Origin of the sequence: Limnohabitans parvus II-B4, from assembly GCF_003063455.1 — a bacterium.
Classification (GTDB): domain Bacteria; phylum Pseudomonadota; class Gammaproteobacteria; order Burkholderiales; family Burkholderiaceae_C; genus Limnohabitans_A; species Limnohabitans_A parvus.
In genome coordinates, this window is record NZ_NESN01000005.1 from 55051 (window position 1) to 68688 (window position 13638).

Below are 13638 nucleotides of genomic sequence, written 5' to 3' on the forward strand. Positions count from 1 at the left end.
AAAACGAAGGCAATGCCCCCCGATCGGGTCGGGGTTGACAGGCATTTGTCATACCCGCTCCCACCTCTGTCATACCCGCGCATGCGGGTATCCACGGCAGTCGAAGGCAAAAGGCATGGATCCCCGATCGGGTCGGGGATGACAAAAACGAAGGCAAACCCCGATCAGTCGGGGTGAAAAATAGGCGGTACAACATGAACAGGAACCCACTGTGAAAATCTTGCTGTTAGGCAAAAACGGTCAAGTCGGTTGGGAGCTGCAACGCAGCTTGGCACCCTTGGGCGAGGTGCTGGCGCTGGACCGGCACAGCACCGATTTTTGCGGTGATTTGAGCCAGCCCGAGCGCCTGGCTCAAACCGTGCGGGACTGGCGCCCTGACGTGATCGTCAATGCCGCCGCCCACACGGCCGTCGACAAAGCCGAGTCTGAATCCGAGTTGGCCCGCTGTCTGAACGTCACCGCACCGGCCGCACTGGCGCAAGCCGCCGCCGAAATCGGTGCCTGGCTGGTGCATTACTCGACCGACTACGTGTTCAACGGCGAGGGTGATCAAGCTTGGCAAGAAGGCGATGCCACCGGCCCGCTCAGCGTCTACGGCCAGACCAAGCTTGAAGGCGAGCAGGCTATCGTCGCCAGTAGCTGCAAACACCTGATTTTTCGCGCCAGCTGGGTGTATGCGGCGCGGGGTGGCAACTTTGCCAAGACCATGCTGCGCCTGGCCGCTGAACGTGAACGCCTCACCGTGATCGATGACCAACACGGTGCACCCACCGGCGCAGACCTGATTGCCGATGTGACCGCCCATGCCATTCGCCAGGTCATGGCGAGCCAAACGCCAGCGTTGGCTGGCATTTACCACCTGGTGGCTTCGGGTGAAACCACTTGGCACGGCTATGCCAGCCACGTGATCGCACAGGCGCGTCACCTCCAGCCCGATCCGGGCCTGAAAGTGACCGAAATCGCACCCGTGCCCACCACCGCATTTCCAACGCCCGCCCAGCGGCCGCTGAATTCACGCTTGAGCACCCACAAGCTGCAAGAAGCCTTTGGGCTGGTGCCGCCGCCGTGGCAGCAAGGCGTCAACCGCATGCTGGCCGAGATCCTCTGAGTCGTCACGGGCTTGCGGCACAATCCTCTGAACTTTTGAACCCTCTTTTTTGACACTTCGCCACGCACCATGACCGACAACACCGCTGCCCCCACCGTTGCCCCGCATGACCAGGCCCAGATCCTGGCGCAGGCCATGCCCTACATCCGCAAGTTCCACGGCAAGACCTTGGTCATCAAATACGGCGGCAACGCCATGACCGACCCGGCCCTGCAGCAGGCCTTTGCCGAAGACGTGGTGCTGCTGAAGCTGGTGGGCATGAACCCGGTGGTGGTGCACGGCGGTGGCCCACAAATTGAAACGGCCTTGAAGCGCTTGGGCAAAAAAGGCGAATTCATCCAGGGCATGCGCGTGACCGATGCCGAGACCATGGAAGTGGTGGAGTGGGTGCTGGGCGGCGAAGTGCAGCAAGACATCGTGGGCATGATCAACCGCGCAGGCGGCAAGGCCGTGGGCCTGACGGGCCGTGACGGTGGCCTGATTCGCGCCAAAAAACTGCGCTTGGTGGACAGTCAGGACCCGACGAAAGAACACGACGTGGGCCAGGTGGGCGAGATCGAAAGCATTGACCCTTCCATCTTGACCTGCTTGCAAGACGATGCCTTCATCCCCGTGGTCAGCCCCATTGGGTTTGGTGCCAACAACGAAAGCTACAACATCAACGCCGATGTGGTGGCCGCCAAGTTGGCCACCGTGCTGCAAGCCGAAAAATTGCTCATGCTCACCAACATCCGTGGCGTGCTGGACAAGCAAGGTGAACTGCTGACCGAGTTGACGCCCAGCCGCATCGACGAGTTGTGTGCCGACGGCACCATCAGCGGCGGCATGATCCCTAAAATTGCCGGTGCACTCGATGCCGCCAAGAGCGGTGTCAACGCGGTGCACATCATCGATGGCCGTGTGCCCCACGCCATGCTGCTGGAGGTGCTGTCCGAGCAAGCCTTCGGCACCATGATCCGCAGCCGTTGAAAGCGCGCGCACGTCTGCGTGACCAGAATTAAAAAAGAGGGGGAGACATGGCAGACCAAGAAACACAAAGCGAGCGTTTTTCAGACGAGGACGCGACGCCTGCACGCAAACGCCCGCGCCCGGGTGAGCGGCGCTTGCAGATTTTGCAAACGCTGGCCGCCATGCTGGAGCAGCCCGGTGCAGAGCGTGTGACCACGGCCAGCCTGGCCGCCAAGATCGGCGTGAGCGAAGCGGCCCTGTACCGACACTTCGCCAGCAAGGCGCAGATGTTCGAGGGCCTGATTGATTTTGTAGACCAATCGGTGATCGGCCTGATTCGGCAGGTGACAGATCGAGAGCCCGCAGGCCCTGTGCAGGCCAGCCGCATCGTGGCCTTGTTGCTGCAGTTTGCCGAGAAAAACCCAGGCATGAGCCGCGTGATGATTGGCGATGCCCTGGTGCTGGAGCACGAACGCTTGCAAGAGCGCATCAACTTGCTGTTTGACAAGATCGAGGCGCAGCTGCGTCAGTCCCTCAAAGGCATTGAGTCAGCCACCCCCACGGCCGATGCTCAGTTGGTGGCCTCGTTGTTGGTGGCCTTCATGCAAGGGCGCTTGCAGCGCTTTGCCCGATCAGGCTTCAAGCGGCTGCCTTCGGAGCATTTGCAGGCGGCGCTGGCGCGGATGCTTTAAGGCTTCCCAAGCCTCCCCGTGTGCTGCACTGGTGGTGTTGTTTCGTATGGTCTTGTTGTGTCCGGGCCGTGTGCGTCAATGGCGAATTTAGGCTGGAAGCGGACCATCGCTACGAGCAGTTGACCGGCAGAAGCCGACCTACAGCGGCCGTTTGACCTATCGGTGCGTTTCTAGTCATTTGACCTTTGAAACAAATTGAGAACACCCTCTTGAAATTTGTAAAGTCTCGCGACTTCTAGTCGGACCTTTCGATCAATCCTCGCAAATTCAACACCTCGATCCAGCCGCGACCCAGTTTCAAAACGCCATCGCCTTCGAGCACTTTAAGAGCAATCGATGCCTTCGGACGGCTGATGCCGCAGCTGGCAGCTATCTGTTCATGTGTTGCGACGACGACGGTACGCCGGTCGGATCGGCTGGGCAAATCAGCCGCCATGCGCGCCAAGCCAGCACAAAGGCGGGTTTGCACGCCTCTTGCAGCCCAACTGCGCTCACGTGCTTGCAGCTCACGCAGGCGCTGACCGAGAAAACGCACCAACATTAGCAGCAAACCCTGATCATTCAGCAGACAAGTCTCAATGTCTTTCAGCGGTAGCCATTGAATGGTGCTGGGCTCTCCGACCACCAAGTCACTCCCGCTGGGCAGCTGGTTGAACAAGTAAGAAAGAAAAGCCATTTCACCCGCGCGAAATGAAATGGGAACGATTTGCCCGCCTTGGACACCCGGCACATGCACAACAGCATCGAGGCGACCGCTCATGACGAAAGGCAGTTGCGTCACGCGATCTCCCGCTTTGCACAAGCTCACCCCTGCAGCAAATCGGTGCAGCGGCCTGCTCTTGAAGGCCAGCGGTTGCGCAAGGGCGTTCGCAAACTTGCGGCTCAATTGACGGCTTTGCAAAAGTTCTGCCGCGAAGCGATCACTGGAATGCAGTTGATTAGGGGTCATTCCTGTATTGTTCCCGAAGATACTGAAGCGCGCTCCAGCCCGGCACATGATCGTTTTATTCGCAAATGGCCTTCACCGCGAATATGCCCACACCCAATGCTGATTGCAGCTTCCTTGAAAGGATCATCATGTTGAACCGTCGCCACTGCTTGACCTACATCGGAACCAGCGCTGTCGCAGGCCTCTCGCCCAGCCTGGCCTTTGCGCAAGGCAAACCATTGAAAATCCTCGTGGGTTATCCCGCAGGGGGGGCGGTGGATGTGGTGGCTCGCCAAGTCGGTGAGGAACTTCGTGTCGCAGGCTACAACACGGTCATAGAAAACCGAACGGGTGCCGCTGGGCAACTGGCCACCGAGGCGATGCTTGCTGCTTCTGCCGATGGCAGCACGATTGTGATGATGCCAGGGGGCAATGCGACGATCTTCCCGCATGTCTATCCAAAACTGCGTTATTCGATGAGTGATCTCGCACCGCTGGCAGGTGTTTGCTCTTTCCAGTTTGCTTTGGGTGTCGGGCCGGGCACACCTGCCAAAACACTCAAGGAGTTTGTGGATTGGGCCAAGGCCAACCCTGGTAAGGCCAGCTACGGCACGCCGGGTGCTGGCACGGCCATGCACTTCATGGGTGTGATGTTTGGGCGCAAGGCTGGCATCGATTTTCAGCATGTGCCCTATCGCGGCGGTGCAGCCGCTATGACGGATGTGTTGGGTGGGACGATTCCCGCCCTCTCCACGACGCTCCCCAACCTGGTGACGCATCACAAGTCCGGCAAGCTTCGCATTCTTGGTTTCAGCGGAGACAAGGCCTTGCCGGGCCTGTCGGGCGTGCTCACGTTCAAAGAGCAGGGCTACCCCGAATTGCAGCTGAACGAGGTGTTTGCGTTTTTTGCATCGAGCAAAACGCCGAAAGCGATCCAACTCGAACTGGAAGCCGCGATTGTTGCTGCGGTGCGCAGCCCACGCTTGGTTGCTGCCATTGAAAAACTCGAGTTTGATTCTGACGTCAGGTCTTCGGCTGATTTGGCGCGTCATCTCAAAGAGGATTTTGAACGCTGGGGCCCTGTCATCAAAGCTACGGGATACACCGCTGACAACTGATGCAGTTCATTCGCTAACCTGGGTGACACGATTTGAAAAGACCTAACATTTTGCTCATCATGAGCGATCAGCACCGCGCTGATTGTTTTGGATTCGAAGGCCGCCGGGTGCAAACGCCGCACCTTGATTTGCTGGCCCGGCAAGGTACGCGATTCACCCAATGCATCACCCCAAATGTGGTGTGCATGCCCTCAAGAAGCGCCATCTTGACCGGTATGCTGCCATTGACCAGTGGGGTGCACGACAACGGTATTGATCTGGACGAGTCCATCGCGGCGGGAGGCTTTTCCGGATCACTGAGCAAAGCGGGCTACGACACGCGATTCATCGGCAAGGCGCATTTTTCGAGCAACCATTCCTACGCCAACCGTCCAACCGGTCGCTGCGAGAACATTCCCAGTTCGCATATGTTTGCAGACGATTGGCAAGGCCCTTACATGGGCTTTGAAAAGGTCGAGTTGATGCAATTGGGGCACAACTACTGGCTACCCGAGGCCAGCCCTGGCGGCTTGCATTACGAGCGTTGGTACCACCGCGATGGCTTGGGTGCCATGAAGAACGCCCTGTACAGCCAGCGCCTTGACCCGAAAACACAGGCTGCACAAACGCACAACAGCGCCCTGCCCACGGCTTGGCACAACAGCACTTGGGTGGGAGATCGCACGGTCGCGTACATCGCTGAGCAGGGGCGGCGCCAGCGAGAAGCCACCGATGCCCAAGCGACAGCACAGCCGTTTTGCGCGTGGGTGTCGATGGCAGATCCGCATCACCCTTTTGATGCACCTGCGCCCTGGTGTTGGATGCATCGCCCAGATGAGGTGGATCTGCCACCGCATCGGCTTCGAGATTTGGACAAACGCCCCTGGTGGCACAGAGCCGCACTTGAAAACACGCCCGGCGGCACACCAGAAAGCCGAAAAGTGCGTGAGGAATACTCGCGCATGACACCGCAAAGCGATGCTCAGTTGCGAGAAATAATTGCCAATTACTACGGCATGATTTCTTTGGTGGACCACCAGGTGGGGCGGATCTTGTCTGCGCTGGACGATGCGGGCCTGGCTGACAAAACGCTCGTGGTGTTCACTTCTGACCACGGTGAATTGCTGGGCGATCATGGCCTCATGCTCAAAGGCCCGATGCATTACGAAGGCCTGCTGCGCGTAGGTTTGATCATGCGTGGACCTGGCATTGCTGCCAATCAAGAAAACAACCAACCTGTCTCCACGCTGGACTTGGCAGCGACCTTTGGCGACTATGCATCCACACCTGTGCCCTCTGCTGTACACAGCCAAAGCCTGCGCCCACTGCTCACCGGCATTGGCAACGCAGAGCGCGATCACGCCTACAACGAATGGCGCCTGGGTCCATCGCGTTGTGGTGTCGCCTTGGACTTGCGCACTGTGCGCACCCGCAGCGCCAAGCTCACGCTTGAATTAGACAGTGGGGTCGGTGAAATGTATGACCTGAGCAACGACCCCTATGAGTGCGTCAACCTGTTTGACGATCCTAAGCATCGCGGCTTGCGTGAGGAGTTGATGCAGCGGCTCATGAGCCGCCCGGATGATATTCGCAACCCACTGCCTGAACCCGTTGGGCCTGCTTGAGGACCTTGGACGATGACCTTGAACACGTTGATTCTTTTGACCGACGAGCAAGATGCGCATGCCTTGGGCTGCGCTGGCCACCCTTTCGTCAAGACACCCCATCTGGACGCCCTGGCTGCCCGTGGCACTCGATTCACTCAAGCCCTCACACCCTCGCCCATCTGCGTCCCCGCACGGGCCGCACTGGCCACAGGGCGCTGGGTGCATGACATCGCCTATTGGGACAACGCCATGGGCTACGACGGGCGTATCCCCGGTTGGGGGCACGCACTCCAAGCTGCTGGTCACTGCGTCGAGTCGATGGGCAAATTGCACTATGTCAATGCCACTGCGCTCACCGGATTTTCCAAGCAGCACGATCCCTTGCATCTGGCCGATGGCATCGGGCAGGTCTGGGGCTCGGTGCGCAACCCATTGCCCAATACGCCGCGCCCATCGCGGCTGTTCACCGAACTAGGTGCTGGGCTGTCCAGCTACAACCAGTACGACATTGCCTCGGCTGAGCATGCAGCCCAGTGGTTGCATGACAAGGCCGCCGAAAAAGATGCTGCGCCATGGACCTTGTTCGTTGGTTTCGTCGCGCCACATTTCCCATTGGTCGTGCCCCAACGCTACCTCGATGCCATCGACATGGATGCCATTGCCGACCCACGGCTACATCCGCTCAGCGGCTATCAGCGTCACCCGTGGGTGCAGCGGCATGCGGATTTTTCAAATGCAGACGATGAGTTGGGCACACCTGAGCGCCGCCGCTTGGCTTTGGCTTGCTATTACGCTTTGACATGCTTCATTGACGAGCAAATCGGCAAAGTGCTTGAAGCGCTTGGACAAACCGGTTTGCAAACATCCACCCGAGTGATCATGAGCAGTGATCATGGCGACAACCAAGGTGTGCGCGGGATGTGGAACAAATCAACGCTCTACCGCGAAGCCACCCATATCCCTTTGATCTTGGCTGGGCCAGGAATCCCTGAAGGCAAGGTCTGCGCGACCCAAGTCAACCTGGTTGATATCGCTCCGACCTTACTCGACAACGCGAACCTGCCCGCAGACCCCACGCTGCCGGGCCGATCGCTTGTGGAGATCGCCAACGAGAACGATGATCCAGAGCGTATCGGCTTCAGCGAATACCACGCCGTGGGCTCACCCAGCGCAGCCTATTTGGTGCGACAAGGCCAGTGGGCGTATCACCACTACGTGGGCTATGAACCAGAATTGTTTGACATGTCGGTTGATCCAGGACAAACCGTTGACCTCGCTGCTAAAGATGGTTATCAGCCGATCCGCAAACACATGGAATCGCTTTTGAATCACATGCTTGACCCAGAAGTTGCCGACCAGAACGCCAAGGCCGATCAAGACGCGTTGGTCGCGCGATTCGGTGGCCGGGAAGCCGCTTTGGGCAAAGGCCCAATGGGCGCAAGCCCAGTGCCGTTGATCTGACGTAGGCTATACCAAACGTCAATAAGGCCAAGTCGATGGCCTCGACTCAAGGGTGGCCCGAATTTTGTGTAAATGGGGCGAGTGTTCAACCATTGGTGTCCGTACTCCAAATTGGACGATCACAGGTTGTGACCGCTTTGGAGAAATTCACCTGAATTTTCAACACCTCACGAAAGACCTATCGCCACGTCGATGTCTTTAACGATGTAAAGCCAAATAGCCGCTACCGCTGCTAAGCAGACCATACAAGATCGAAACGGATCACCAATTCCACAGCGTCCCATCATGCTGCAGTCGGTTCACCGGCAGATAAGCCCTTTGGTACGGGTACTTAGCAGCCAGCTTCTCGTCGATGTCCACCCCGTGGCCGGGTGATTCGCCGCAATACATCATGCCGCGCTCAAAGCGGTAGTCGTGAGGAAAGACCGACAGCATTTCCTCGCTGTGCGGCATGTATTCCTGCACGCCGAAGTTGGGCACCCAGGTGTCAAAGTGCAGGGCCGCACCCATGCACGCGGGTGACAGGTCGGTCGCGCCGTGGCAGCCGGTGCGCACCTGATAAAGGCTCGCCAAGTCGGCGATGCGCCGCAGGTGCGTGATGCCGCCCGCGTGGACCACGGTGGTGCGGATGTAGTCGATCAGTTGCTTTTCGATCAGTGTCTTGCAGTCCCAGATGCTGTTGAAAATCTCGCCCACCGCAATCGGTGTGGTGGTGTGGTGGCGTATCCACTGGAAGGCATCCTGGTTTTCTGCGGGTGTCGGGTCTTCCATCCAGAACATGCGCACGGGCTCCAATGCCTTGCCCAGCTGGCCTGCTTCGATGGGCGTCAGGCGGTGGTGCACGTCGTGCAGCAAATGGATGTCGGGACCCACGGCTTCGCGCACGGCTTCAAACAGGCCGGGCGTGTGGCGCAAATACTTTTCGGTGCTCCAGTCGTGTTCGCTGGGCAAGTTGCCGTCGGCGGGTTCATACATGCGGTTCGCTCCGCTCACGCCATAGACCTTGTTCAGGCCCGGCACGCCGCTTTGGGCGCGGATGGCCAAGTAGCCTTCTTCCTTGTGGCGCAAGACTTCATCGACCGTTTCGGCCGTGTCGCGGCCGTTGGCGTGGCCGTAGACCATCACCCCGGTGCGGCTGCGCCCGCCCAGCAGCTGGTACAGCGGCATGCCCGCCATCTTGGCCTTGATGTCCCACAGCGCGGTGTCCACCGCGGCAATCGCGCTCATGGTCACCGGGCCGCGTCGCCAGTAGGCGCCTTTGTAGAGGTATTGCCAGATGTCCTCGATCTGCTGCGGGTCGCGTCCGATCAGGCAGGGAATGAGGTGGTCTTCGAGGTAGCTGACAACAGCCAACTCGCGGCCGTTGAGTGTGGCGTCACCGATGCCGGTGACGCCTTGGTCGGTCTCGATCTTGAGGGTGACGAAGTTGCGGCCGGGGCTGCAGACGATGACGCGGGCGGCGGTGATTTTCATGGCGCGGGTCTCCGTCTTCAGGCTTCTTGGGCCAGCAGTTGCTGGATCGCTTTGTCCACGCCGTGCTGCATCACTTGCTGGTGCCAGTGCGTCACGCGGGCGATCCATGCGGCGTGCTGTGGCAGGGCGCTGCCCCACAGGTCTTCGCGGGCCAGCAGGGCGCGCACGCAGGTCTCGGGCTCGGTGCGTTGGGCGGCACCCAGGGCCATCAGGCTGGCTGCTTGCGGGTCGTTCAGTGTGTAGGTTTGGCCTTGTTCGTCCACGCCCAGGGTGTAGCGCACAAACACGGCGGCTGCCAGCGCGTGGTGTTCAAACGACGCGCCTTGGGCGATTTGCCCCAACACCGAAGGCGGCCAGCGCTGTGGAATCTTTTGCGAGCTGTCGGTGGCGATCTGGTGCACGCTGTGCTTCAGGTGCGGGTTGGCAAAACGCGCAATCAGTGCGTTGCGGTACTCGGCCCAGTCGCTGCGGCTCAGGTGCGGAGAGACTTCGCGGCCCATGAGTTGGTGAACAAATGTTCGGATGTGTTCTGCGCCAATGCAGTTGGCAATGAACGGCCGCGCTGTGACCGCGCCAATGAGTGCCATGGCCGTGTGGCTGCCATTGAGCATGCGCAGCTTGGCTTCTTCATAGCTGTGCACATCGTCCGTCACGCGCACACCGGCGCTTTGCAGCAGGGAGGCGTCGGCTGGGTCGGCAAAGCGGTTTTCGATCACCCATTCCCAAAAGCCTTCGGTGCTCAGGGCGCAGGCGTCCTGCAAGCCCAGTGCCTCTTGCGCAGCGGCCATCACTTCGGCTGTGGCGGCCGGCACGATGCGATCGACCATGCTGCACGGGAAAGCGCAGTGCGTGTCCAGCCAAACCAGTAGTTGAGCGTCTTGTGGCGTGGTGTGTTTGGCTGGAATCTCGGCTTTGACCAAGGCTTGCAGTTTATGGCCATTGCCTTGCAGGTTGTCGCACGAGGCGATGGTGATGCCGGGCAAGCCTGCCTGCTGGCGCAGGCGCAAGCCGTCCAGCAGCAGTTGGCCCAGCGCCGGGGTGTAGCCTTTTTCGGTCACGGTGAGTGTGACCCAGCGCGTGGCGGGTGCGGCAATGGCTTGGACCACCGCATCGCGTTCGGTGGTGGCCACGCTCGTGCGCCAAAGCGCGCCCGGCACTTGCCATTTCACGCCTTTTGCATCGGCGATGCGCACGGCATACAGGCCGTCTTGTGCGCGCAGTGGGTTCACCAGGTCGGGCCGTGTCATGCCCACGCCGTGGATGCCCCAGCGTGTGTCGCCACTGGCCAGCAACTGGTCAAACACCATGGCTTGGTGGGCGCGGTGAAAAGCACCTAGGCCTAAATGCACCACGCCCGGAGCGTGGGCTGTGCGGTCGTACGTCGGGGTCTGGATGGCCGCGGGCAGCGATGCCAAGGTGAGGGCTGAGAGTTTCATGAATGAGGGGGGATGGACCCCGGATCAAGTCCGGGGTGACAGTTGATAAGTTGAGGCCGGATGACCGTTGTTAAGTTGGGTCTAGCGTCGCAGTTGTTTGGTTAAGTTTTTTGCGACTGTTGGAGTTTTTGTTCGGACGCCTCGATTTCGGCCCAGGTGGCGTCGTCGATCCAGATGCCGCTTTGCTCGCGCTCGGCGCGGGCGGTGCGTTCGGGTTCGCCCGCCATGTGCACGCCGTCGCTGCCGGGGGCATCGGGGCTTTGGCGCAACCAGTCGGCAAAGGCCAGGGCTTCTTGCTCGAACATGTCTTGCGTGCCCAAGCGCACCGGGTCGATCAGCATCGTCAGCATGCCGTTGAGCACGGCACGCTGGTTGTCGGCTTCGCGGTGCCAGGTGCCGCCACCGGTCAGCGCACCGCCCAGCAGCTCGCAAGCCACGGCCATGCCAAAGCCCTTGTGGTCGCCAAAGGTCATGAGCGCGCCAAACAGGCCGTTGGATTGCGGCACCACCACCACGCCGGGGTCGGTGGTGGGGTGGCCGTGTTCGTCGATCAAATAGCCCGGCGGCACTTGCTCGCCTTTGTTGTGGGCCACGCGCATCTTGCCTTGCGCCACGCGGCTGGTGGCAAAGTCCAGCACAAAGGGCGCACGGCTGCCCATGGGCACGCCGATGCAGCAAGGGTTGGTGCCAAAGCGCCCATCGCCACCGCCAAAGGGCGCGACCACGGGGCGCGAGAGCACGTTGACAAAATGTACCGACACCAGGCCCTGCGCCACGGCCATTTCGGCAAAGTGGCCGATGCGGCCCAGGTGGTGCGAGCGACTGAGCGCCACAGTGCACACACCGTGCTGCTTGGCACGTTCAATGCCCATCTGCATGGCTTGCACGCCGGTGATTTGGCCGTAGCCGCGCTGGCCGTCCAGGTTGAGCAGTGGGCCGGTGTCCAGCAAAACTTTGACGCCCGTGTTGGGGCTCAGGCCCCCTTCGAGCACGGCATCGACATAGCGCGGCACCATGCCCACGCCGTGCGAGTCGTGCCCGCTCAGGTTGGCCATGACCAGGTTGTCGGCCACCTGGGCGGCCTCGGCTGGGGCGCTGCCCGCTTGTTCAATGATGCGGGCGACTTTGGCGCGCAGGTCAGCGGCTTGGATGCGTTGGCTCATGTTGATCCTAATCGGTCGTTGGATTTTTTCTTGTCACCCCGGGCTTGACCCGGGGTCCATCTTGAGGGCTGGTCATGGCGGTAGACCACATGGATCCCGGATCAAGTCCGGGATGACAAGAGGAAAGCCAGGTCCATGATGACGAGATGTTGTTTCACATCACCGCGCCCACTTGCCACGGCACAAACTCGTTTTGGCCGTAGCCGTGGCGCTCGCTCTTGGTGGGTTCGCCCGAGGCGGCGGCCAGGATCATCTCGAAGATGCGCTGGCCCATGTCGGCAATGCTCACGCCGCCGTCCACGATCTCGCCGCAGTTCAGGTCCATGTCCTCTTCCTGTTTTTTCCACAGGGCTGTGTTGGTCGAAAACTTCAGGCTGGGCGAGGGCGCGCAGCCGTAGGCGCTGCCGCGCCCAGTGGTGAAGCAGATCAGGTTGGCCCCGCCTGCCACTTGGCCTGTGGCGCTCACCGGGTCGTAGCCGGGTGTGTCCATGTAGACAAAGCCTTTGGCGGTGACCGGCTCAGCGTATTCGTAGACCGCCTGCAGGTTGCTGGTGCCGCCCTTGGCCACCGCGCCCAATGATTTCTCAAGGATCGTGGTCAGACCACCCGCCTTGTTGCCGGGCGAGGGGTTGTTGTTCATCTCGCCGCCGTTGATGGCGGTGTAGTTTTCCCACCAGCGGATGCGCTCGATCAGTTTGTGCGCCACCTCGGGCTTCACAGCGCGGCGCGTGAGCAAATGCTCGGCACCATAAATTTCGGGCGTTTCGCTCAGGATGGCCGTACCGCCATGCTGCACCAACAGGTCCACCGCTGCGCCCAGCGCCGGGTTGGCGCTGATGCCCGAATAACCGTCAGACCCGCCGCACTGCAAACCTACCGTGATGTGTTCAGCGCTGCAAGGCTCACGGGTGATGGCGTTGGCGCGGGGCAGCATCTCCTCAATCAGGGCAATGCCTTTTTCCACCGTGAGGCGCGTGCCGCCGGTGTCTTGGATGTTGAAGACCTTGAGCGTGTCGCCTTCGCGCAGGCTGCTGTGTGCCAGCCAGGTGTTGAGCTGGTTGGCCTCGCAGCCTAGGCCCACCACCACCACGCCCCAGAAGTTGGCGTGGGTGGCGTAACCGGCCAGCGTGCGCTCCAAAAGCTGAATGCCCAGCCCTTCGGTGTCCATGCCGCAGCCGGTGCCGTGGGTCAAAGCGACCACGCCGTCCACATTCGGAAAGTTGGCGAGTGCCGCGGGGTTGTTGCGTTTGGAAAAGTGGTCGGCAATCGCCCGTGCAGCGGTGGCCGAGCAGTTGACGCTGGACAACACGCCGATGTAGTTGCGCGTGGCCACACGGCCATCCGAGCGCTTGTAGCCCATGAAGCTGGCTTGCTTGCGAGCCGACTCGGGCTTCACGTCTTGCCCGATGGCGTAATCGCGCTCGAAGTTGCCTTTTTCCGCGCCCATGTTCAGGTTGTGCGTGTGCACATGCTCGCCCGGGGCAATGGCTTGCGATGCAAAGCCGATGATCTGGTTGTAGCGACGCACGGGCTCGCCCACGGCAATGGCGCGTGTGGCGATCTTGTGGCCGGGTGGCACCAGGCCGCGCACGGCCACGCCGTCCACAGTGCTGCCGCTCATGAGTTGGGCTCGGGCGATGACCACGTCGTCGGCGGGGTGCAGGCGAATGAAAGAATTGTTCATGATTTCAATCGGTTGGGGGCAGAGCCAAAGATCTGTCTCTC

General features: G+C 60.6%; 11 protein-coding genes. 6 read left to right on the plus strand and 5 right to left on the minus strand.

Annotated features, from left to right (window positions below):
• Window positions 1-211: 211 nt before the first annotated feature.
• From rfbD to slmA, 3 genes are all read left to right on the plus strand, one after another.
• The gene (rfbD, locus tag B9Z37_RS12610) at window positions 212-1108 is read left to right on the plus strand and encodes a dTDP-4-dehydrorhamnose reductase (RefSeq protein ID WP_108313382.1); all 897 of its coding nucleotides are present in this window, start codon (window positions 212-214) and stop codon (window positions 1106-1108) included.
• Window positions 1109-1177: 69 nt separating this feature from the next.
• Window positions 1178-2077: an acetylglutamate kinase gene (argB, locus tag B9Z37_RS12615; RefSeq protein WP_108313383.1), complete on the plus strand. Its 900-nt coding sequence runs from the start codon at window positions 1178-1180 to the stop codon at window positions 2075-2077.
• Between the two features lie 47 nt (window positions 2078-2124).
• The gene (slmA, locus tag B9Z37_RS12620; protein ID WP_108313384.1) at window positions 2125-2748 is read left to right on the plus strand and encodes a nucleoid occlusion factor SlmA; all 624 of its coding nucleotides are present in this window, start codon (window positions 2125-2127) and stop codon (window positions 2746-2748) included.
• 235 nt (window positions 2749-2983) lie between these two features.
• Here slmA and B9Z37_RS12625 read toward each other — a convergent pair whose 3' ends face one another.
• Window positions 2984-3697: a Crp/Fnr family transcriptional regulator gene (locus B9Z37_RS12625; RefSeq protein WP_167394386.1), complete on the minus strand. Its 714-nt coding sequence runs from the start codon at window positions 3695-3697 to the stop codon at window positions 2984-2986.
• Window positions 3698-3825: 128 nt separating this feature from the next.
• Here B9Z37_RS12625 and B9Z37_RS12630 point away from each other — a divergent pair, with 128 nt between their 5' ends.
• Genes B9Z37_RS12630 through B9Z37_RS12640 form a run of 3 tightly spaced genes read left to right on the plus strand, consistent with a single transcriptional unit; the run spans window position 3826 to window position 7841 of the window.
• Complete coding sequence (locus B9Z37_RS12630) at window positions 3826-4794, plus strand: Bug family tripartite tricarboxylate transporter substrate binding protein (RefSeq protein ID WP_167394387.1); 969 nt, start codon at window positions 3826-3828, stop codon at window positions 4792-4794.
• 32 nt (window positions 4795-4826) lie between these two features.
• Window positions 4827-6398, plus strand: a complete 1572-nt coding sequence (locus tag B9Z37_RS12635; protein ID WP_108313387.1) for a sulfatase family protein — start codon at window positions 4827-4829, stop codon at window positions 6396-6398.
• A gap of 12 nt (window positions 6399-6410) precedes the next feature.
• Window positions 6411-7841, plus strand: a complete 1431-nt coding sequence (locus tag B9Z37_RS12640) for a sulfatase-like hydrolase/transferase (RefSeq protein WP_108313388.1) — start codon at window positions 6411-6413, stop codon at window positions 7839-7841.
• Between the two features lie 261 nt (window positions 7842-8102).
• Here B9Z37_RS12640 and manD read toward each other — a convergent pair whose 3' ends face one another.
• The 4 genes from manD to B9Z37_RS12660 form a co-directional block, all read right to left on the minus strand.
• On the minus strand, window positions 8103-9314 hold the full coding sequence (manD, locus tag B9Z37_RS12645) for a D-mannonate dehydratase ManD (protein ID WP_108313389.1): 1212 nt from the start codon (window positions 9312-9314) through the stop codon (window positions 8103-8105).
• A gap of 17 nt (window positions 9315-9331) precedes the next feature.
• Window positions 9332-10750 carry a mannitol dehydrogenase family protein gene (locus B9Z37_RS12650; protein ID WP_108313390.1) on the minus strand — a complete coding sequence of 473 codons (1419 nt, stop codon included), beginning with the start codon at window positions 10748-10750 and terminating at the stop codon, window positions 9332-9334.
• 101 nt (window positions 10751-10851) lie between these two features.
• Window positions 10852-11913 (minus strand): malate/lactate/ureidoglycolate dehydrogenase, encoded by a 1062-nt coding sequence (locus B9Z37_RS12655; protein ID WP_108313391.1) that lies wholly within the window; start codon window positions 11911-11913, stop codon window positions 10852-10854.
• 154 nt (window positions 11914-12067) lie between these two features.
• Window positions 12068-13597, minus strand: coding sequence for a UxaA family hydrolase (locus B9Z37_RS12660; protein WP_108313392.1), 1530 nt, complete (start codon window positions 13595-13597; stop codon window positions 12068-12070).
• Window positions 13598-13638: the final 41 nt, after the last annotated feature.